Raw genomic sequence first — 20,656 nt, forward strand, 5'->3', positions numbered from 1 at the left:
CCACCTCATCTAAATTAAATGTGCAATTTTCCCTAAACTACAATCAGTTCCAATTTTAAAATTCCCCCTATATCTCTAAACCAATCCTAATAATCCGCCTTATTGTCACTTATTTAGAACTGAAATCATTATCTTTGCGCCCATATATGCCGAAATTAAAATAAAACCATAACGAATTTCATCCGAATGAAACAGTACAAAACCGTAAACAACCTGATTGGTTGGATTACCTTTATCATTGCAGCAACGGTTTATTGCATGACTATTGAGCCGACTGCAAGTTTTTGGGACTGCCCGGAGTTCATTACCACCGGCTATAAGCTGGAAGTAGGACACCCGCCCGGTGCACCGTTCTTTATGTTAGTAGCCAATCTGTTTTCTCAGTTTGCTTCCGATGCCTCTACCGTTGCCAAGATGGTGAACTACATGAGTGCACTGATGAGCGGCGCTTGTATCCTGTTCTTATTCTGGAGCATCACTCACCTGGTACGCAAACTGGTTATTACCGATGAAAACAACATCACCAAAGGACAACTGATTACTGTCATGAGCAGCGGTCTGGTGGGTGCATTGGCATACACATTCAGTGATACGTTCTGGTTCAGCGCCGTAGAGGGTGAGGTGTATGCTTTCTCCTCACTGTTCACGGCAGTAGTGTTCTGGCTGATATTGAAATGGGAAGATGTGGCGGACGAGCCGCATTCCGACCGCTGGCTGATTCTTATCGCCTATCTCACCGGATTGAGTATCGGTGTTCACTTGCTGAACCTGCTCTGTCTTCCGGCTATCGTGCTGGTATACTACTATAAGAAAGTGCCCAATGCCAACGCAAAAGGTTCGCTGTTAGCACTTCTCGCATCTATGGTGCTGGTAGCGGTTGTGCTGTACGGTATCGTACCGGGCATCGTAAAAGTGGGCGGCTGGTTCGAGCTGTTCTTTGTCAACACGCTCGGCATGTCTTTCAACAGCGGTGTCATCGTATATATCATCTTGCTGGCGGCTTGCCTCATCTGGGGTGTATACGAAAGCTACAATGAAAAGAGCAAGTCGCGTATGGCACTCTCGTTCATACTGACCATAGCCATGCTGGGTATTCCTTTCTATGGTCATGGCGGCAGTTCCGTCGTTATCGGCATTATCGTTATCGCGTTGCTGTGGCTCTATCTCAAACCGGGCACGCAGGAGAAGATTAAGGAGAGATACCGCGTATCGGCACGCACACTGAACACATCACTGTTGTGCACCATGATGATTGTTATCGGATATTCATCCTACGCGCTTATCGTAATCCGCTCCACCGCCAATACGCCGATGGACCAGAATTCTCCGGAAGATATCTTCACATTGGGCGAATACCTGGGACGCGAACAGTACGGTACACGCCCGCTGTTCTACGGTCCGGCTTACTCCTCACAGGTAGCCCTGGATGTAAAAGACGGATATTGCGAACCGCGCATCTCCTACAACGGAACCAAATACATCCGTAAGGAAAAGGCCACTGACGACGAGAAAGACAGCTACATCGAAATCCCCGGACGCATCGAATACGAGTATGCGCAGAATATGCTCTTCCCCCGTATGTACAGCAGCGCTCATGCCAACCAATATAAGGCATGGCAGGACATCAAGGGATATGACGTACCCTACGACAAATGCGGCGAAATGATTATGGTGACTATGCCTACGCAGTGGGAAAACATTAAGTTCTTCTTCTCCTACCAGCTCAACTGGATGTACTGGCGCTATTTCATGTGGAACTTCGCCGGACGCCAGAACGACTTGCAGGGTAGCGGAGAAATAGAACACGGCAACTGGATTACCGGTATCAAGTTTATCGACAATATGCTTGTAGGCAATCAGGACTTGCTGCCGAAAGAGCTGAAAGAGAACAAGGGTCATAACGTATTCTACTGCCTGCCGTTGCTGCTCGGAATTATCGGTCTGTTGTGGCAGGCCTATCGCGGACAGAAGGGTATCCAGCAGTTCTGGGTAGTGTTCTTCCTCTTCTTCATGACCGGTATAGCGATTGTGCTCTACCTGAACCAGACACCGAGCCAGCCGCGCGAACGCGACTACGCATATGCAGGTTCGTTCTATGCTTTCGCCATCTGGATTGGTATGGGCGTGGCAGGCATTATCCGCCTGTTGCAGCATTATGCCAAGATGAAGGAACTTCCCGCCGCCGCTATCGTTTCAGTGGCCTGCCTTTTCGTTCCCATACAGATGGCAAGCCAGACGTGGGACGACCATGACCGCAGCGGCCGTTATGTGGCACGCGATTTCGGGCAGAACTACCTGATGTCATTGCAGGAAACGGGTAATCCGATTATATACACCAACGGCGATAACGATACCTTCCCCCTGTGGTACAACCAAGAGACGGAAGGCTTCCGTACCGACGCCCGTACCTGCAACCTCAGCTACCTGCAGACCGACTGGTACATCGACCAGATGAAGCGTCCCGCCTACGACTCTCCTTCCCTGCCTATCACGTGGGACCGTATGGAGTATGTAGAAGGTACCAACGAATATGTTCCGGTACGTCCCGAATACAAGAAGAGCATCGATGCCCTGTATGCCGAAGCAGAGAAACAAGCCCTGAGCGGCAACACCGAAGCACTGGTAAACGTGAAGAAAGAATTCGGCGAGAATCCTTACGAACTCAAGAACATACTGAAATACTGGATACGCAGCAAGAACGAGGACCTGAAGGTAATTCCTACCGACAGCATCGTGATGAAAGTGGATAAGGAAGCCGTACGCCGCAGCGGAATGATGATACCGGGCGATTCCATCCCCGACTACATGCACATCTCGCTGAAAGGCAAACGCGCCCTCTACAAGAGTGAGCTGATGATGCTCGAAATGCTGGCGGAAGCCAATTGGGAGCGTCCTATCTACATCGCAGTCAGCGTAGGGCCGGAGAACCAACTGAACATGGGCAACCACTTCATTCAGGAGGGTCTCACCTACCGTTTCACTCCGTTCGATACCGATAAGCTGGGTGTGAAAATAGACAGCGAAAAGATGTACGACAACCTGATGCACAAGTTCAAGTTCGGCGGCATCGACAAACCGGGCATCTACATTGATGAGAATGCCATGCGCATGTGCCACTCGCATCGCCGTATCTTCTCCCAGCTTGCACAGCAGTTGATACGCGAAGGCAAGAAGGATAAGGCTAAAGCCGCACTGGACTATGCCGAGAAGATGATTCCCGCCTTCAACGTGCCATACGACTGGCAGAACGGCGCCGTACAGATGGCCGAAGCATACTACCAGTTGGGCGATTCTACAAAAGCCGACGACATGATGAAAGCCCTTGCCGACAAAGCCGTGGAATACCTCACCTGGTATCTGAGCATGGACGACAACCGCTTCTCCATCTCTACCCGTGAATTTGAATATCACTGGGCAGTGCTCGATGCTGAAGTGAAGATTATGAGGAAATACAATTCCAAACTGGCGGAAATCTACGCTCCGAAGGTAGAAGAGTTGTACAACTTGTATGCGGAAAGATACGAAAGATTACAAAAAATGGAAAAAAAATAATGCCGGTACACGGTAGCGAATGAGCGGATTACCGCAGGTACATCCTGCCGGTAAACCTGCCCATTCGCCACCGGATGCCCGGCATCAGTCAATAACCGTTAACCACCGATTAACCGTGTTTATAGAACAGCCACCCGAGTTTGTTCGTAAGTTATATCCCAGCGCCGTATGGCGAATGGACCCGGACGAGAGAGCCGTCTATCTGACTTTCGATGACGGACCTATCCCCGAAGTTACTCCGTGGGTACTCGACTTGCTTGACAAATACGACATAAAAGCCACCTTCTTTATGGTAGGTGACAATATCCGTAAGCACCCTGATGAATTCCAAATGGTTGTGGAGCGGGGACACCGCATCGGTAACCATACCTTTAACCATCTCAGAGGATTTGAATACAACTTCAAAGATTATCTGGCAAATGCCGAGAAAGCCAACGAGGTAATGAAAACAGACCTGTTCCGCCCTCCGCACGGCCACATGGGATGGACGCAGTACATGATACTGAAACGCCGTTATAAGATAATAATGTGGGATTTGGTAACCCGTGACTACAGTAAGAAACTTCGCGGACCACAGGTGCTTGCCAATGTAATGAGATACGCCCGCAACGGCTCCATCATCACATTTCACGATTCCTTAAAGTCCTGGAACAACGGCAACCTGCAATATGCACTGCCACGGGCAATAGAATTTCTGAAAGAAGAGGGATACGAGTTCAGACTGTTATAGAATTATAGAGTTATAAAGTTGAGAGTTGAAAGTTTTCATGCAGCACAATTGCGCAGCCTGACTTTCAACTCTCTACTCTTTTCAGTTTACTTTTACCGTCAGCGGATTACGCACTTTCTGAGCGAAATCAGCCATATATCGGTTCCAGGCATCGGCAGTCTTGATATCTGCCTTATCCCATGCAAATCCCCAATAATATACATATTCCGAACCCGGTTCGTAGTCGCTTACAGCAAGTACATGACCGTCGGCATTGTTGCGTTCTTTCTTTTCCTTTTCAGAGAAAAGTACGGTTTTCGCATCTTTGACAACAGCGGGAACCGCAGCACCCATAAAGATTTTACCGTTATCGGGACCGGTCGTAGGGTCTACATAAGTAATGTAACCGTTAGCAGCATCGGCAACGACAGCTCCATCGGGTTCATGCAATACGATGCCTGCAACGATAGGCAATGTTTCTTTCAGATTACTGTACGATACGGCAGTCTTGTTCAAATGCGAGCCGGCATCAAGTGTAATCAAACGTGTTTCTACCACGGTCGAATCTCCCTTTACAGTCAGCGGAGTAAACTCCAGCTTCACCGTAAAACGTAACGGGCCGTTATCCAGAATCTCCTGGTTCTTATAGCACCACGGATAGATAATCGTATCGTTTACCATCAGTGCGGCTACACCGGCTCCCAATGTAGGACCTACCGCATAGCAGTCCATCCCATAACCGTGGTCGATGTGATAAGAACGCTCGCGGCTTAACTCGGCAGCAGCCTTCGGGTCGGTCTTTTTCAGTTCGGCAATCTTGGCAAGCGTTTCCTTGTCCAGTTCTTTGGCGTACATGGCCTCCAGCATCGGTTCGGTAGTGTTATACTTCGTAAACAGGTCATAACCGAAACCACGCTCTCCTTTAGCCTGCAAAGCAGGACCGTAAGCGCGGAAAGCCACCAAATCATTCTCCCAAGCCATATCATCCATACGTTCGGGATAGCATCTGCCGCAGGCCTTTACATCAAAAGCCTCAGGCGTACCGGTTTGTATGGTGTACGTAGCGGTGCCGCCAGCAGCTATCGCAGCCGGGAATATAACCTTGCCGTCGTACGTAATCTGATAAGGCACTTGCTGCCCGTCGGCATTCAATACTACAATCTGTGCCGTGTCCGCCAAGCCCAGGCGGTCTGTAACAGTTTCCATAGACACCTCTACCATTTCATTGGAGCGCTCCATGGCCAACGGATTGGTTACCGTAACGGTCACCGTCCTGCTGTCGTTGCAAGCGAAGCAAAACAAGGCCGTCATACCTAATAAAAGAAGTTTCTTCATAGTGAATAAATAATGTGATAAAGTGGTAATGTAACAGGATGGTAATGCGATAATGCAGCAGGTGATGAAGCAACCTTATTATAAAAAATAAGGCGGTAAAGCAATATCCTCTATCACTTACCGCCTCACTACCTTATTACCTGTTATTTCGGTTGTTTTCCGATGTAAGCCAAGATACCGCCGTCAACGTACAGAATATGTCCGTTCACTGCGTTGGAAGCCTCAGATGCCAAGAACACAGCAGGACCTGTGAGTTCTTGCGGATCCAACCAACGACCGGCCGGAGTCTTAGCGCAAATGAATGAATCGAACGGGTGACGGCTGCCGTCAGCTTGTTTTTCACGCAACGGAGCAGTCTGCGGAGTAGCGATGTAACCCGGGCCGATACCATTACATTGGATGTTGTATCCACCGTATTCGGAGCAGATGTTACGAGTCAGCATCTTCAAACCACCCTTAGCGGCAGCGTATGCAGATACAGTCTCACGACCCAGTTCGGACATCATGGAGCAGATGTTGATGATCTTACCGTGACCCTTCTTCATCATTGCAGGCAGAACAGCCTTAGAAACGATGAACGGAGCATTCAGGTCGATGTCGATAACGCGACGGAAATCGGCAGCTTCCATTTCGTGCATAGGGATACGGCGGATGATACCTGCGTTGTTAACCAGAATATCAACAGAGCCCACTTCTTTTTCGATAGTAGCCACCATAGCCTGAACAGCCGGTTCATCGGTTACGTCGCATACATAACCATGTGCCTTGATACCCTTTTCGGCATAAGCAGCCATACCTTTGTCTACCAGCTCCTGGTTGATGTCGTTGAAACAGATTTTCGCACCTTGTTCTGCAAAAGCCGAAGCAATGGCAAAACCGATACCGTAAGAAGCACCTGTTACGAGGGCTACTTTACCTTCCAGAGAAAAATTCAAATACTGATTCATGATGTTTATTTATTTTAGGTTGAAAAAATAGTGTTATTTCAAATCGGTAATCAAGGAGAAATCCTGGTCGCCGTAATCCAGATTCTCGCCGCCCATCCCCCATATAAAGGTATAATTGTGCGTAGCTGCGGCAGAGTGGATAGACCATTCGGGAGAAAGGACAGCCTGGTCGCCCTTCATCCACACATGGCGGGTTTCGTCCACCTCGCCCATAAAGTGGCAGATAGCATGGTCTTCCGGAATCTCAAAGTAAAAATAAGCTTCCATACGGCGGCTGTGGACGTGTGCCGGCATTGTATTCCACACACTGCCCGGAGCAAGTTCCGTCATGCCCATTTGCAATTGGCAGGTCGGCAGCACCTGATTTACCAGCATCTTGTTGATATTACGGTGGTTGGAGCCTTCCAAAGAACCCATCTCAGCCACTACCGCATCTCTCTTCGTCACTTTCTTGTCGGGATAGTTGCGATGAGCCGTTACGGAATTAAAATAGAACTTGGCCGGATGAGCCTCGTCCTTGCTCTCAAAAGTAACTTCACGGTCGCCCGAACCCAGGTAGAGGGCTTCTTTATAATCCATTTCAAACACAGCGTCGCCGGCTCTGACCACGCCCGGTCCGCCTACATTGAAAATACCCATCTCGCGGCGGGTCAGGAAATAAGGGGCTTTCAACGGGTCGATAGCCTCCAGTTGCAACACCTCACCCACCGGCATGGCACCACCTACCACCATACGGTCGTACATGGAATATACCATATTCACTTCATTCGGGGAGAATACTTTCTCTATAAGGAAATCACGACGAATTCTTTTCGTATCATAACTTTTCGCATCTTCCGGATGCGCAGCGTAGCGGATCTCATAGTTCGTTCTCATGATTATATTACCTTTCTTTAATTTTCAAAATTAACAGCCAGCGGTACGTCGTTTACGTACACGATTGCAAATGTAGCAAAAGAAAACGGCAAAACATTGCTTTTTTGTCCTAATTATCTATCAATATTGTACAAAGAAAGGAAAAATCATCAGAAATGTCCTAATATTGAATGAATAAATCAAAAGAAAAAATAAAAGAGAATCCTATAGTTGCCAACCGTGCCATCTATATGGCAAACCCGTGCCATATAATAGACAAAGTTGTGCCACTATATTGGCACAACTCATATACTAATGAAAAAAGCTCCGACAATCATCGACTGTCGGAGCTTTTTTCGTTGGACTACCAAGATTCGAACTTGGACAAACAGAACCAAAACCTGTTGTGCTACCATTACACCATAGTCCAAACATATGCGCTTTCTGTTAAAAAGCGGTGCAAAGATAGAAGTATGTCCCGAAATATGCAAATATTTCGGGACATTTTTTCATATCCCTATATTATTTTGCAATAATCAGATAATAGTTCTTCTTGCCGCGTTGCACCAGCAGATACTTGTCATCCAATAAATCAGCAGTTGTAACAACCTGATCGAAAGCAGCCAGTTTTTCTTTGTTCAAAGAGACGCCGCCGCCCTGCACCAGCTTGCGCATTTCGCCTTTCGATGCAAATACAGCCGCATTGTCTACGAACAGATCAACTGCCTTTACACCGGCAGCCAGCGCATCACGGGATACCTCAAACTGAGGAACACCCTCAAACACTGCCAGCAAAGTATCTTCGTCCAGCTTTTTCAACGCCTCCGATGTGGCATTGCCGAAAAGAATGTTGGACGCATCGACAGCCGCGTTGTAGTCCTCTTCGGAGTGTACCATAATGGTGACTTCCTTGGCCAGACGCTTCTGCAGGACACGCAAGTGCGGAGCTGCTTCGTGCTCGGCCGTCAGAGCCTCGATTTCTTCCCTGGACAAAGAAGTGAATATCTTGATGTAGCGGGCTGCATCGGCATCGCTTACGTTCAGCCAGAACTGGTAGAACTTATAAGGAGATGTATAGCGGGGATCGAGCCATATATTGCCGGATTCCGTCTTACCGAATTTACCGCCGTCCGCCTTTGTAATCAGAGGGCTTGTCAGGGCAAATACCTCACCGCCATTGGTACGGCGAATCAGTTCGGCTCCCGTGGTGATGTTACCCCACTGGTCCGAGCCGCCCATTTGCAGCTTGCAACCTTTGGTTTCGTACAGATGCAGGAAATCGTAGCCTTGCAGCAACTGATAAGTGAATTCTGTGAAAGAAAGACCGTCGCGGGCTTCACCGTTCAGACGCTTCTTCACCGAATCCTTAGCCATCATATAGTTTACGGTGATATGCTTGCCTACTTCACGGGCAAAATCAAGGAAACTGAAGTCCTTCATCCAATCGTAGTTGTTCACCAACTCCGCACGGTTAGGGGCATCCGAATCAAAATCCAAAAACTTGCTCAACTGCTTCTTCATGCCTGCCATATTGCGCTGCAATGTTTCTTCAGTGAGCAGATTGCGTTCCGCCGACTTACCGGAAGGGTCGCCAATCATACCCGTAGCACCGCCTATCAGTGCCAACGGCTTATGGCCGCAACGCTGGAAGTGACGCAATATCATCACACTGCAAAGGTGTCCGATGTGCAGGGAGTCTGCCGTAGGGTCGAAACCGATATATGCAGTCACCTGTTCCTTTGCCAGCAGTTCTTCCGTACCCGGCATCATATCGTGGAGCATGCCACGCCATTTTAATTCTTCTACAAAATTCATCGAATGATTAACTATTAATTATTTGATTTATACTTTGTCTGCGACAAAAGTACGACTCTTTATCCGAACAAACAACTCTTATTGTTTAAAAAAGACTTTGGCGATATTTTCCCGTATCGCTTCCGTGAGTTCCGCCAAAGATACGCGACGGACTTCGGCTGCCCGGCTGTATAAATCCGCAACCGGCACGGAGCTTTCGTCAGTTTCCAGGAACAGACGGTCGGCAGGAGTTATCCGCAGCGCCTCTTCCTGATATTTCTCCCCGAAAGAGAGATAAAACCCATGCCTCAGACATTCCTCCGCCAGAGCCGCTTTCCCGCGAAAACCATGAATAATCCAGGGGTTGGCCGGCTTTATCTGCTGTTTCAACTTCAGCAACTCACTCATAGCCTTTACCAAATGAATGACCAAAGGCTTGTCAAGCTCCACAGACAACCGTGCCTGATATTCAAAAACCTTTATCTGCACAACCATCGGAGCATCGGCCAATTTATCCAGTCCGGCTTCCCCTATGGCAAGAACCTGCGGATGCCCGGCTAAAGAAGCCAAAACATTCATTTCATTCCGAACAACCGGAGTAACGGTTGCCGGGATATGCCAGGGATGTATGCCTACCGAATACCACGCCCCCTCTTCCGGAACAAAAGTATCGGGATAACGGTTCGCAATAGCCGTTCCGGGCACAGGCGGCAAGCGATGCGTATGTATATCGACAGGAAATTTCATGGAACAGGATCATATCCGGAACCACCCCAGGGATGGCAACGCAATATACGTTTTACCGCCAGATAAAGGCCTTTGAAAGGGCCATGTTTCTTAATAGCCTCAACTGCATATTGAGAACAGGTAGGAGTAAATCTGCACGAAGGGGAAGTCATGGGCGAAATGCACTTCCGGTAAAAATAAATAGGAAGCAACAGCAGATATGAAAGCAGGCGTTTCATGGCTTCATAGGCGCTACGGCTGCCATATTCGCATCCGATACGGTAACTTTCTCAACAATACGCGCCAAAGCAGTCTTCACCCTCTCTTCTATTACGGAAGATTCCGTCAGCTGGTCGGAAAGGTAAATAAAGGCAATGGCCAACCGGCACTTCTTTTCTGCCAAAGCGTTCAACAGTTCATGTTTGTTTACACGGTAAGCCTCGCGTATCTGACGCTTTACGCGGTTGCGCTTCACCGCACGTTTGAAGCGGCGCTTCGAAACACTGATAAGAATGGAAGCATCCGCCTCCAGCTCCTCTACCGGCAAATACACCACACGCAACGGGAAGACCGAAAACGAACGCGAACCGCCCGCAAACATCTTCTCTATTATCTTTTTTTTATTCAGCCTTTCGACTTTATGTAAGGTATTCGCCATGAAGTATAAGGTATAATGTAAAATATAGAGGGGGATATGAAAAAACGGGCTACAGGTAGTGCTGCTAAGATTCCGCAGTCTGCCCGCCGCCCGTTATTGCTTCGTTACGATTATAAATGTATCCGACAGGCTTATAACTTATAATTCATAACTTATACTTCTTTTCACTTTCCCTTGTTGTTCTCCTTTATGAACATATCAAGCGCTGCCGTCATAGAGGGCGCCTGCACACTGGGAGCTTCCAAATCCAAACGGAGTCCGGCATCACGGACAGCCTGTGCTGTTGTAGAGCCGAATGTTCCGATTTTAATCTCTTTCTGCTCGAAATCCGGGAAATTCTTCTTCAAAGAAGACACACCGGCAGGGCTGAAGAATACCAGCATGTCATAGTCAAACTTTTCATCCGGAGTAAAATCATTACTTACCGTACGATACATGACTACTTCCGTATGCTGGATTTTACTCTTGTCCAACAGATTCTTAATATCGTCTGTATGTACATCCGACATCGGCACCAAATACTTTTCAGTCTTATGCTTTATAATGGAAGACAACAGGTCATCAAACTTTCCGGTATTTCCAAAGAAAATCTTACGCTTGCGGTATTGTACATATTTCTGAATATACAAAGCAATCGCCTCCGTCACACAGAAATATTTCATGGTCTCAGGGATTGTTACGCGCAATTCCGTACAAAGATGAAAAAAGTGATCGATTGCATGACGCGAAGTGAAAATAACGGCGGTATGATCCAATATAGAGACCTTCTGCTGTCTGAACTCTTTTGCTGAAAGGCTCTCTACTTTGATAAACGGGCGAAAATCGATTTTCACACCGTACTTCTCGGCAATGTCGTAGTAAGGAGATTTCTCTGATGCCGGTTTCGGCTGCGACACAAGTACTTTCTTAATTTTCAACGTCCTAAAATTTTATTATCAAATAATCGTTTAGTTGTATCACTCCTTGGTATAGCATAAAACAAGGCATGATTTCAAGGGCACAAAAGTACAAAATTAAAAGGAAACTGCCATGTAAATTGCTACAAAAAAGCTTGAACCACTTATAGAACATCAATATTTTAGTAAAAAAGGCTAAAATCAATCCAATTATTACTGTAAGTTGCAGACTTAAATCGAAATAAACAATAAACAGTACAAACGGGAAAAGAGTGAAACCAAGATAATAAAGCAGGGTAGAATATGACTCAAGCCAAAGAGTCGTAGTACTTTCGTCAAAAAAAATCCAACCTAATACAGAGTATAAAATCCATTTCAGAAATAAATACAAAAGACTTATCCCGATATAAAGCCCCAATAGCGCAAAAGGCGGAACATGATGCACCAATTCTGGCTGAATATCATTGCAGTAATTAAAAATGCAGACCCCGGAGAGTATGCAAGTCTGCAAAATCAACAATAGCAGGTAGCGCATATCACCCGCCGTTGAGGTTGCAAATATGCTGGTACGCTCACGATGCAACAGAAAATCCTTTACCAGCTGCAACAGAAACCTGCGGCTACGGGAAAGCACATAGGCCGACAGAAAAAAACAACATAGCAGCACAATGGTGATGCCGTCGTCCATTCTCGGAGAATAGGGAATAGGCACACCGTCCGCTCCACCGGGTATCCATGCCGCCAACCAACTCATCATATCGCTGCAAACTTACGGATAGAGGCATCCCACAAAGGTACGGTATGTACCAGTTCAACCGCTTCCCCGGCTGTCGCGGCTACATGCCAGATGGTACTGTGCTGCGCACGCATGAAGTTTTCGTCTACAGCCTTCTGCAACATAGCCAGCAACGGGTCGAAATACCCCTTGATATTCAATATGACTATCGGATTCAGATACAGTCCCAATTGTTTCCAGGTAATGACTTCGAGCAATTCTTCCAAAGTACCGCAACCGCCGGGCAATGCAATCACAGCATCGCTCAAATCCGCCATCAGTTGCTTGCGTTCATGCATATTTTCCACCTCTACAAGCTTGGTCAGTCCTGTATGATGCCACCCCTGCTCAATCATAAAACGGGGTATCACTCCGGTCACCTCACCGCCTGCCGCAAGTGTGGCATCCGCCACTGCAGCCATAAGTCCCATATTACCAGCACCGTTCACCAAACGGATATGCCGCTGCCCCAGCAACGTTCCCAGTTCACGGGCGGCATTAAAAAAAACGGGGTCTATTTTAGTGCTCGAAGCACTGTATACACATACGGAGGTTATCTTATTCATCATCTTTCAGCTATATCAATTATTACCTTGTTGCAAAGGTATATGATTTTAAGGAGATTTGAAAAAAGAAGCTGCTCATTCTGCCCCGGAATATTCCGAAGGCAGAAAGGCAGCTTTCTATAACAAATAGCTGTAAAGCTATGCTGATTACTGTTTTCTTTAACGAAGAACGGAGAATTAGAGGCCGAAAGCCGCTTTTACCTTATCAACGTAATCCAGTTTCTCCCAGGTGAACAGTTCTACAGTCACGTCTTTATCGCCTTCATAGCGAGACTTGAAGTGTTTGGTGACAACCTGCGGCTCACGTCCCATATGACCGTAAGCGGCTGTTTCCTGATAGATAGGGTTACGCAGCTTCAAACGGTCTTCAATGGCTTTCGGACGAAGGTCGAAAAGCTCATCGATCTTTCTGGCTATCTCGCCGTCGCTCATATTTACATGGCTGCGCCCGTAGGTATTTACATATATATTGATAGGACGCGCCACACCGATGGCGTAAGATACCTGTACCAGCATTTCATCCGCCACACCGGCAGCTACCAGGTTCTTGGCAATGTGACGTGCAGCGTATGCGGCACTGCGGTCTACCTTGCTGGGGTCCTTACCGGAGAAAGCGCCACCGCCGTGTGCACCTTTACCGCCGTAAGTATCCACAATAATCTTACGTCCGGTCAAACCGGTATCCCCATGAGGACCGCCGATTACGAATTTGCCGGTAGGATTCACATGATACTTGATATTATCGTTAAACAGCGACAATACTTTCTCGTGATGGATAGACGCAATGACACGGGGCATCAGGATATTAACGACGTCGTTACGGATAATGCCCAACATCTCCTCGTCCGCCTTCAACTGTGCAGTTTCGCTGTCGTCGGCAGGCTGAATGAAATCATCGTGTTGGGTGGAAACTACAATCGTATCGATACGGACAGGATTGCCGTTATCATCATATTCAATGGTTACCTGGCTCTTGGAGTCCGGACGCAGATACGTCATCACCTCTCCTTCGCGACGGATATCCGCCAGCACTTGCAGGATACGGTGGGCAAGATCCAGGGAGAGCGGCATATAGTTTTCCGTTTCGTTAGTGGCATAACCGAACATCATGCCCTGGTCGCCCGCACCTTGTTCCATAGGATCCTGGCGCTCCACACCACGGTTGATGTCGGGGCTCTGCTCGTGAATGGCGGAAAGCACGCCACACGAATTGCTCTCGAACATATACTCGCCTTTGGTATAGCCGATTTTCTTGATTACTTCACGCGCGATAAGTTGAAGGTCAACATACGCTTTGGTTTTCACTTCTCCAGCCAGCACTACCTGTCCGGTAGTAACCAGAGTTTCGCAAGCTACTTTCGAACTGGGGTCATACGCCAACAGTTTGTCAAGCACAGCGTCCGATATTTGATCGGCCACTTTGTCGGGGTGTCCTTCCGACACCGATTCGGATGTGAATAAGTATCCCATTTCAATTAGAAATTAAAAATGAATAATTAAAAAGGAGATGAGGAAAGCGTCATTAATGAGTAGGTATGCAAATCCCGGTACACCGGAGTACCGTCAGAAAAGGATGTGTTTTAGCATTTTTTTCCGTGGTTGCAAGCTACCCAAATCTTTCCACATATCGTTTTCGGCTGCAAAGATAAAGGTTTTATGGGAATATGGTACACAACGGGCAAAGTATTAACTAAAAAACACGCTTATTACTGCAAAATATCTATTTTTGCAAAAAAAGTGCGCCGATATCCCATCGCCGCACTCCCATAATCGTTTCTATATTGTTAACTTCAAAAAACTCAATTCAACAAATTTCGATAAAACCTCTCGACATCCTCCCATTTATAATAAGGAAACATATCAGTCTCTACCGGAATATGCACTTCATTCTCATTGTGCATAACCTTTACCAGAATATCCCCGGACTTCTCGTTCCGGAAAAAGATAATCTGTACATTAGCAGCCATAGGAACCACCTTGAAATCACTCCATACCTTATAAACTTCATACGGATCGCTAACTACAACATTACAATTCTCTATCTGCATCAACGCAACCAAAGGAATCACATTACCATCGTGCCCGAAGCGGAGAGTAGCGGCAATTCCCCCTTTCCGGATAGCCTCGTCAGCACTGTCCAGAATATTTCTTAACAGAGATTTGGCATTGGCCACTACAATACCTTTTCCATCGGCATGATTGGCATTCCCCACATAAAAACGGTAATTGACACACTGCCACAAATCAAATAATTCCTGTGCTTCGAACAAATCATAGAAAGAAACTTTTGTTTCAGCATTCTGCATGTCACTGGCTACCCAGTACATTCCCCACATCAATTCCTTAGGATTTACTTTCTTTACGACAAAATGTTTATCCTTGAACAAGGATACGACCAAACGCTCCGGATTGGTATGGGCTTCCTCAAATTTCCTGTATTCCTCGGCCCAAGGACCGTCCTGGGAAGAAGTAAAACGGTTGGATTCGTCGGTGTGATAATTCAGATAATCCATATATTTCTCACTTGCCTCATAAGAAATCCGCAAATCCGGATTCAGCTCTTTCAAACGGTCACCAAAAGCCACCATACTCATAGCACAACGCAATACAACGGTAGAACGGGCAGATATAAAGGGATTGCCTTTGAATACCTCCGGAAACGAAGCATACATTCTTTCAGCAATGCCGCGATGCTGCCTGACTCCCAATGGAGTCAAATCCCCGCCATGTCCTTCCGCCTCTTCCCATACCTTGAGCAAACGCCGGTAGGTATCTTCACCCAAACCGGTAAGCGCATGTGCACGATGCGCCTCTTCAAACAGGTCTACCAGCCATTTATAATCACGGTCGCCAATCAGATAACGGGAACCATGCCGTCCGTAATGACTGATATAAAAAGGCTTATATCCCTTAGGCGCTTTAGTCTGTGGCGCGAAATCCAACGGATATGCCCAATAGACTCCTCCCGTCTTCTCAGGAGTAGCAAACATCTCTTCTTTGGATGTCTGTGCCCCAAGCGGAGCACAGCACAGCACCATCAAACCACATAACAGAATTTGTTTCAGTTTCATCATATTTTTACTTTATTACTTTATAGCCATCGTTTTGCACCAGAGTAGGATTGTTCGTCAGTTCACTTTCCGGAATCGGGAACAAATTGTATTTATCGTCCACATCCGCCCCTAAGCGCACACCGTTTTTCCAATCCCAGTTATTCCCTTTCGTATATTTGCCGAACCGAATCAAATCGGTGCGCCTTGTCAATTCAGAAGCCAGTTCTTTCTGACGTTCAACCAACAGAAAGTCCAGATTAAGTTCATTGGCCGTAATTTCACCGGACACATCGGAACGTACGCCGTTTTTCGCATATTTACCGGACATATAAGCCCTTGTTCTGACCTCATTGACATACCCCAACGCTTCACTTTGCGTACCGTTCGCTCCGCGCAAAATGGCCTCAGCAGCCATCAAATAGGCATCTGCTGTGCGGAACAGCGGAAAATCAATGGAAGTATAGGCATCTCCCGAAGGACAAAGTTCATCCTCTTTCGTAACGTTTCTCCACTTGATATAACCGTATCCGCATGTAAACGTACTGGTCATATCCATATTTACATCCCATGTGTCTTTCACCTGATTAGGAAGAGCGGTCATGAACTGTGCTCTCTTATCTTTCTTATTATTTCCCCAAGTATCATTGCCGTCGAACATGACATCATCCGCATCGAACGCATCCACCAATGATACTTTAGCGCGGACATTACCCCAGCCTCTGGAGCCGACACCGGTCTTATAAAGTTCATCCATAGGACCGTTTACAAAAGCTTTCACATAGAAATTCGTTCCGGCAGAACTCTGTGCACGCAAGCCGTCCTGTACCAGCGGCCAGATAATCTCCTTACAGGTATTATTATCCGCTAAAAAGATTTCACGATAATCGGAAGCCAATGGATAATGCCCGTCGGCAATGACTTTTACCGCATAAGCATATGCTTCCTGGTATTTATTCTCATTAATCCAAGTCTGTGCATTCAGATACATTCGGGCCAGCAGGAACCAGCCGGCTACCCGGTCAACACGTCCGTACTCATTGCTTCCCGGAGCTTTCAGTTCGTTTTCGATAGCCAGCAATTCACTTTCTGCAAACTCAAAAATCTGCTTACGCGTATATTGAACCGGAATTTCTTTCACACCCGTATTTTCATCCACATAAGGAACCGCACCAAACAAATCGCAAAGCATCGAATAGCAATAAGCACGTATGAAGCGGGCTTCTGCGCGATAGCTCACATAATCATCTTTCATCTCTTCCCAAAGTCCTCTGCTCTGCAACTTGCCTTCCGTACATTCACGCAAAAGCTCGTTACAATAGGCAATACTCATATAAAGTCTCTGGTAAGTCCATGTAATGACCGAAGCATTGGAAGCATCCCACTGCAAATTCAAACATTTACGCAAACCGTTGGAAGAGGAAGGCATCAAAAAATTATCCGTACTCAACTCCTGCAAATAAAACAACAGGCGCACATAACCGGAATAGCCCTCATTAGCACCTTCGAGGTCGCCGTCACCTCCGTCACCACCTTTCTGCCCTGTCAGAACCAGTGATGCATAACACTTTGCCAAAACACCGGTGTAGCCGTCTTTTGTCTGGTATACCTTTTCACTTACCAGCTGGTTATCATCCAAAGGCATCGTGTCCAGGTCGCCCAAGCAAGAAACCAGACTTATGCCCGCGAAGAACAAAATAAACGAATAAGCAATTATATTTTTCATATTGTATAGTTTTAAGCCGTTAGAAATTTAAATTAGCACTTAATGAGAATACGCGCGGACGGGGATATACCTCTTTATCGATGCCGCTGTAAATCTCCGGGTCGATACCGGAATAGCTTGTAAAGGTAGCAACATTCTGTACACCGAACGTCAGGCGTAAAGAGCTGGAGCTATTCCATAACTTCTGGAACGTATATCCCAAAGAAATATTGTCAATACGGAAGAAGTTGCCCTTTTCCAGGAAATAATCCGAATAAAGCTGCTGGTTCTGGAAACCGGAATCTTTGGTTCTGCGCAATATGTTGGAGAAGTTGCCCTGATCGCTGTACACGGATTGTACATACTGGTCGGCAGCCACATAATTGTATACATAGTTGCCGAATGCCCCGTGTCCGCTGATGGCAAAATCCCAATTCTTATAAGTAAGCTGGGTATTGAATCCCAGATAGGAAGTAGGCAATGCGCTTTTGTCCGTAGCATATTTGGTTTCCGTGGCAGAGATGGAACCATCCGGCTGCACATACTGCCCTTCCATAGGTTTGCCATCATCGTCATAGGCCTGCTTTGCCAGGTAGAAAGTATAAGGACGCTGACCTACCATAAACACCTGAACTGTCTTGCCCGTACCGGAAATGGCTCCTGTCTGCACAAAATTGGCATCCGAATCGATAACATTCAGCTTCGTGATTTCAGAATCATTCCACGTATAATTCATGCCTACTGTCCATTTCCAGTTTTTTGTATGTACCGGCACTGCATTGATGGCAAATTCCACACCTTTATTATCCATCTCGCCGATATTTGTTGTGATGACGGAAGAATAGTTGGTTCCTGAAATTACATTGATAGTATTCAGCAAGTCTTTCGTATGGCGTTGGTAATAATCGACAGAACCGTAAATGCGGTTGTTCAGAAAACCGTAATCCAAACCGATATTGTAGGTTTCGGTAGTCTCCCATTTAATATCCGAGTCATAACCGTTCGGACGATAGGTATAATACCATTTGTCTCCGAATTGATAACAAGATTCCGGATAAGATACCGTAAAGGTAGTCATATACGGATAGTCATTCAGAATATCCTGCTGTCCGGTCTGACCGTAGCTCAAACGCAGTTTCAAGTCTGACAACACTTCCGAGTCGCGCAAGAATGCTTCCTGACTGATTTTCCATCCCAACGCTACGGAAGGGAATAATCCCCAGCGGTTATCTTTGGCAAAACGCGAAGACGCATCCGAACGTAAAGTGGCGGTAATCATATAGCGGTTGTCATACGAGTAATTCAGACGTCCGTAAAAAGAGAGCAGGTAATATTCAGACTCATAATGATTGGGCGAAAACAGTTCTTTTCCTTCCGGAGAAAGAGTGGTTGCATCGAATTTCTTCCAGAAATGCTGCCAACCGTATCCCGCCATTGCGCTGAAATTATGTTTTTCATTGAATACATGAGCATAGTTGGCATATAAGTCCAGCAAGTAGTTACGCTTGTTCTGTTTAGAATCATACACAAGCCCTGTACCGTCTTTCATGTTAGATGTATACATCATACCGGCCATATCGGGCACATTCTTGGTATATTTGCTTTTCAGCACATCATAACCCAAATTCGCATTCAACTGCAAATCCTCCAAACGATGTACCTTATAATTGATAGCAGCATTACCGATGGAGCGGGTCACTTTATTATGCAAATCCTGCAATTCAAGCTGTGCCACAGGATTATCGGTTTGGATAGCCATGGGGGAGTTTCCATTCATCCAGATGAAATAACCCAGTCCCGGTTCATCAGCACCCGTTGCACTTCCGGTCATAACAGGACGGGTAGGGTCATATCGCAATGCATTATTAACGACACTCTCATCTACTTTCTGATTGTCTTCATACGAAACCTTAACATTCAAATCAACGGTAAGATGGTTATCAAAGAATTTGGGTGATATACCGCCATTAAAAGTAAAGCGTTCGTAGTTGTTTGTTTTCACCACACCGTTCTGGTTATTATAGCCTACCGACAGACGATAAGGTGCATTTTTCTTCACCTTGCCGGAAACGGAAAAGTTGTGCTCTTGTCCGAATGCCGTACGGTAAATCTCATCCTGCCAATCCGTGGAAGCCGTCCCTAAAGTTACAGAACCCGGGACACCCGATACCGTAGGAACAAATTCACGGAATTCATCGGCAGAAAGCACATCCAATTTTTCCGTAATGGTACTTACAGAAAGGTTAGTGGAATAGTTGAAACGCAGATTGGAATCGGACCCTTTCTTAGTAGTAATCACAATCACGCCATTAGATGCCCGGGAACCGTAGATAGCAGTTGCCGAAGCATCTTTCAATACGGTAAATGTCTCGATATCGTTCGGGTTGATACCGCCGATTACGTTTCCACCACCTTCGATAGTGGAGTTATCCACCGGTACACCGTCAACAACGATTAGCGGATCATTGGATGCGGAAAGCGATGCACCGCTTCTGATGCGGATAGTAGCACCCGCTCCCGGAGCGCCGGAGCTTGCAACAACATTTACGCCCGGCACTTTACCTACCAATGCATCCTGGGCGGTAGTTCGCAGTCCCTTATTGAAATCATCCGGCTTGATAGCGGTTACCGACCCTGTCGCATCAGACTTCTTCACACTTCCATAACCTATAACGACTACGTCTTCGAGCATCTCACTATCTTCCTCCATCACAATTTTCATCATTGGAGAAACCGCCTTTTCCACATCTTTATAGCCGATGTATTTAATGAGTAAAACAGCTTTGGGGCTGCTTACAGTGATTGTGAAGTTACCATCTACATCACTGATTGTTCCATTTGTCGTCCCTTTTTCCAAAATATTGGCTCCGATAACGGGTAGATTGTCCCTGTCAAGGATATTGCCTTTCACAACTGTCTTTTGTGCAGAAACCCCTACACTGAAAACCAAAGCGAGTATCATAAACAGATACCGCCACTTTCCTCCAAAAGTCTCTGGATTTTTCTTGCCTTTCATAATGTTTTTAAATTAAAGTGTAACAAAGTATACCGAAAATCCGGTATGAATTAGATTGTGAGCGAAAGTAGA

16 protein-coding genes and 1 tRNA gene are annotated in these 20,656 nt (G+C 46.5%); 2 read left to right on the top strand and 15 right to left on the bottom strand.

Annotation, left to right across the window (positions count from 1 at the left end; translation table 11 throughout):
- The first annotated feature begins 186 nt into the window (after positions 1–186).
- Both AB5903_RS00890 and AB5903_RS00895 read left to right on the top strand, forming a co-directional pair.
- The gene (locus AB5903_RS00890) at positions 187–3,552 is read left to right on the top strand and encodes a DUF2723 domain-containing protein (protein WP_272709712.1); all 3,366 of its coding nucleotides are present in this window, start codon (positions 187–189) and stop codon (positions 3,550–3,552) included.
- 115 nt (positions 3,553–3,667) lie between these two features.
- Complete coding sequence (locus tag AB5903_RS00895; RefSeq protein WP_117667069.1) at positions 3,668–4,282, top strand: polysaccharide deacetylase family protein; 615 nt, start codon at positions 3,668–3,670, stop codon at positions 4,280–4,282.
- A gap of 81 nt (positions 4,283–4,363) precedes the next feature.
- Here the strand turns inward: AB5903_RS00895 and AB5903_RS00900 are convergent, their stop codons facing one another.
- The 15 genes from AB5903_RS00900 to AB5903_RS00970 all read right to left on the bottom strand — a co-directional run bounded on the left by AB5903_RS00900 (position 4,364) and on the right by AB5903_RS00970 (position 20,584).
- The gene (locus AB5903_RS00900; protein ID WP_118086471.1) at positions 4,364–5,596 is read right to left on the bottom strand and encodes a DUF4861 domain-containing protein; all 1,233 of its coding nucleotides are present in this window, start codon (positions 5,594–5,596) and stop codon (positions 4,364–4,366) included.
- 143 nt (positions 5,597–5,739) lie between these two features.
- Positions 5,740–6,543, bottom strand: a complete 804-nt coding sequence (locus tag AB5903_RS00905) for a gluconate 5-dehydrogenase (RefSeq protein ID WP_005655668.1) — start codon at positions 6,541–6,543, stop codon at positions 5,740–5,742.
- A gap of 33 nt (positions 6,544–6,576) precedes the next feature.
- Positions 6,577–7,419: a 5-dehydro-4-deoxy-D-glucuronate isomerase gene (kduI, locus tag AB5903_RS00910; RefSeq protein WP_005655670.1), complete on the bottom strand. Its 843-nt coding sequence runs from the start codon at positions 7,417–7,419 to the stop codon at positions 6,577–6,579.
- A gap of 338 nt (positions 7,420–7,757) precedes the next feature.
- Positions 7,758–7,828: transfer RNA gene (locus tag AB5903_RS00915), tRNA-Gln, on the bottom strand.
- Between the two features lie 92 nt (positions 7,829–7,920).
- Entirely contained in the window at positions 7,921–9,213 is a 1,293-nt protein-coding gene (gene tyrS / locus AB5903_RS00920; RefSeq protein ID WP_005655672.1) for a tyrosine--tRNA ligase, read from the bottom strand.
- 78 nt (positions 9,214–9,291) lie between these two features.
- Positions 9,292–9,939, bottom strand: a complete 648-nt coding sequence (locus AB5903_RS00925) for a TatD family hydrolase (RefSeq protein ID WP_005655674.1) — start codon at positions 9,937–9,939, stop codon at positions 9,292–9,294.
- Positions 9,936–10,157: a membrane protein insertion efficiency factor YidD gene (gene yidD, locus AB5903_RS00930; RefSeq protein WP_005655675.1), complete on the bottom strand. Its 222-nt coding sequence runs from the start codon at positions 10,155–10,157 to the stop codon at positions 9,936–9,938. Before yidD ends, AB5903_RS00925 begins: the two co-directional genes overlap by 4 nt.
- On the bottom strand, positions 10,154–10,576 hold the full coding sequence (rnpA, locus tag AB5903_RS00935; RefSeq protein WP_368117595.1) for a ribonuclease P protein component: 423 nt from the start codon (positions 10,574–10,576) through the stop codon (positions 10,154–10,156). Before rnpA ends, yidD begins: the two co-directional genes overlap by 4 nt.
- Positions 10,577–10,740: 164 nt before the next feature.
- Positions 10,741–11,493, bottom strand: a complete 753-nt coding sequence (locus AB5903_RS00940; RefSeq protein ID WP_005655679.1) for a uroporphyrinogen-III synthase — start codon at positions 11,491–11,493, stop codon at positions 10,741–10,743.
- A gap of 4 nt (positions 11,494–11,497) precedes the next feature.
- Positions 11,498–12,229 carry a DUF4271 domain-containing protein gene (locus AB5903_RS00945; protein WP_016660934.1) on the bottom strand — a complete coding sequence of 244 codons (732 nt, stop codon included), beginning with the start codon at positions 12,227–12,229 and terminating at the stop codon, positions 11,498–11,500.
- Positions 12,226–12,813 carry a TIGR00730 family Rossman fold protein gene (locus AB5903_RS00950; protein ID WP_272709733.1) on the bottom strand — a complete coding sequence of 196 codons (588 nt, stop codon included), beginning with the start codon at positions 12,811–12,813 and terminating at the stop codon, positions 12,226–12,228. Before AB5903_RS00950 ends, AB5903_RS00945 begins: the two co-directional genes overlap by 4 nt.
- A 177-nt stretch (positions 12,814–12,990) precedes the next feature.
- Positions 12,991–14,283 carry a methionine adenosyltransferase gene (gene metK / locus AB5903_RS00955; RefSeq protein WP_186909968.1) on the bottom strand — a complete coding sequence of 431 codons (1,293 nt, stop codon included), beginning with the start codon at positions 14,281–14,283 and terminating at the stop codon, positions 12,991–12,993.
- 329 nt (positions 14,284–14,612) lie between these two features.
- Positions 14,613–15,884 (bottom strand): histidine-type phosphatase, encoded by a 1,272-nt coding sequence (locus tag AB5903_RS00960; RefSeq protein ID WP_175456002.1) that lies wholly within the window; start codon positions 15,882–15,884, stop codon positions 14,613–14,615.
- A 7-nt stretch (positions 15,885–15,891) separates the two neighbouring features.
- Entirely contained in the window at positions 15,892–17,589 is a 1,698-nt protein-coding gene (locus tag AB5903_RS00965) for a RagB/SusD family nutrient uptake outer membrane protein (protein WP_005655694.1), read from the bottom strand.
- 19 nt (positions 17,590–17,608) lie between these two features.
- A complete protein-coding gene (locus AB5903_RS00970; protein WP_016660939.1) occupies positions 17,609–20,584 on the bottom strand; it encodes a TonB-dependent receptor in 2,976 nt (991 codons plus the stop codon).
- Positions 20,585–20,656 lie beyond the last annotated feature (72 nt).

It is taken from the genome of Bacteroides sp. 2201st1_D9_2201SCRN_220225, assembly GCF_040928965.1.
Taxonomy (GTDB): domain Bacteria; phylum Bacteroidota; class Bacteroidia; order Bacteroidales; family Bacteroidaceae; genus Bacteroides; species Bacteroides stercoris.

What these genes read in the sequence shown, in the direction of transcription:
- metK (WP_186909968.1), bottom strand. Translation starts at nt 14,283, where the DNA reads ATGGGATACTTATTCACATCCGAATCGGTGTCGGAAGGACACCCCGAC.
- AB5903_RS00965 (WP_005655694.1), bottom strand. Translation starts at nt 17,589, where the DNA reads ATGAAAAATATAATTGCTTATTCGTTTATTTTGTTCTTCGCGGGCATA.
- AB5903_RS00890 (WP_272709712.1), top strand. Translation starts at nt 187, where the DNA reads ATGAAACAGTACAAAACCGTAAACAACCTGATTGGTTGGATTACCTTT.
- AB5903_RS00960 (WP_175456002.1), bottom strand. Translation starts at nt 15,884, where the DNA reads ATGAAACTGAAACAAATTCTGTTATGTGGTTTGATGGTGCTGTGCTGT.
- tyrS (WP_005655672.1), bottom strand. Translation starts at nt 9,213, where the DNA reads ATGAATTTTGTAGAAGAATTAAAATGGCGTGGCATGCTCCACGATATG.
- AB5903_RS00945 (WP_016660934.1), bottom strand. Translation starts at nt 12,229, where the DNA reads ATGATGAGTTGGTTGGCGGCATGGATACCCGGTGGAGCGGACGGTGTG.
- AB5903_RS00900 (WP_118086471.1), bottom strand. Translation starts at nt 5,596, where the DNA reads ATGAAGAAACTTCTTTTATTAGGTATGACGGCCTTGTTTTGCTTCGCT.
- AB5903_RS00950 (WP_272709733.1), bottom strand. Translation starts at nt 12,813, where the DNA reads ATGAATAAGATAACCTCCGTATGTGTATACAGTGCTTCGAGCACTAAA.
- yidD (WP_005655675.1), bottom strand. Translation starts at nt 10,157, where the DNA reads ATGAAACGCCTGCTTTCATATCTGCTGTTGCTTCCTATTTATTTTTAC.
- AB5903_RS00925 (WP_005655674.1), bottom strand. Translation starts at nt 9,939, where the DNA reads ATGAAATTTCCTGTCGATATACATACGCATCGCTTGCCGCCTGTGCCC.
- kduI (WP_005655670.1), bottom strand. Translation starts at nt 7,419, where the DNA reads ATGAGAACGAACTATGAGATCCGCTACGCTGCGCATCCGGAAGATGCG.
- AB5903_RS00905 (WP_005655668.1), bottom strand. Translation starts at nt 6,543, where the DNA reads ATGAATCAGTATTTGAATTTTTCTCTGGAAGGTAAAGTAGCCCTCGTA.
- AB5903_RS00970 (WP_016660939.1), bottom strand. Translation starts at nt 20,584, where the DNA reads ATGAAAGGCAAGAAAAATCCAGAGACTTTTGGAGGAAAGTGGCGGTAT.
- rnpA (WP_368117595.1), bottom strand. Translation starts at nt 10,576, where the DNA reads ATGGCGAATACCTTACATAAAGTCGAAAGGCTGAATAAAAAAAAGATA.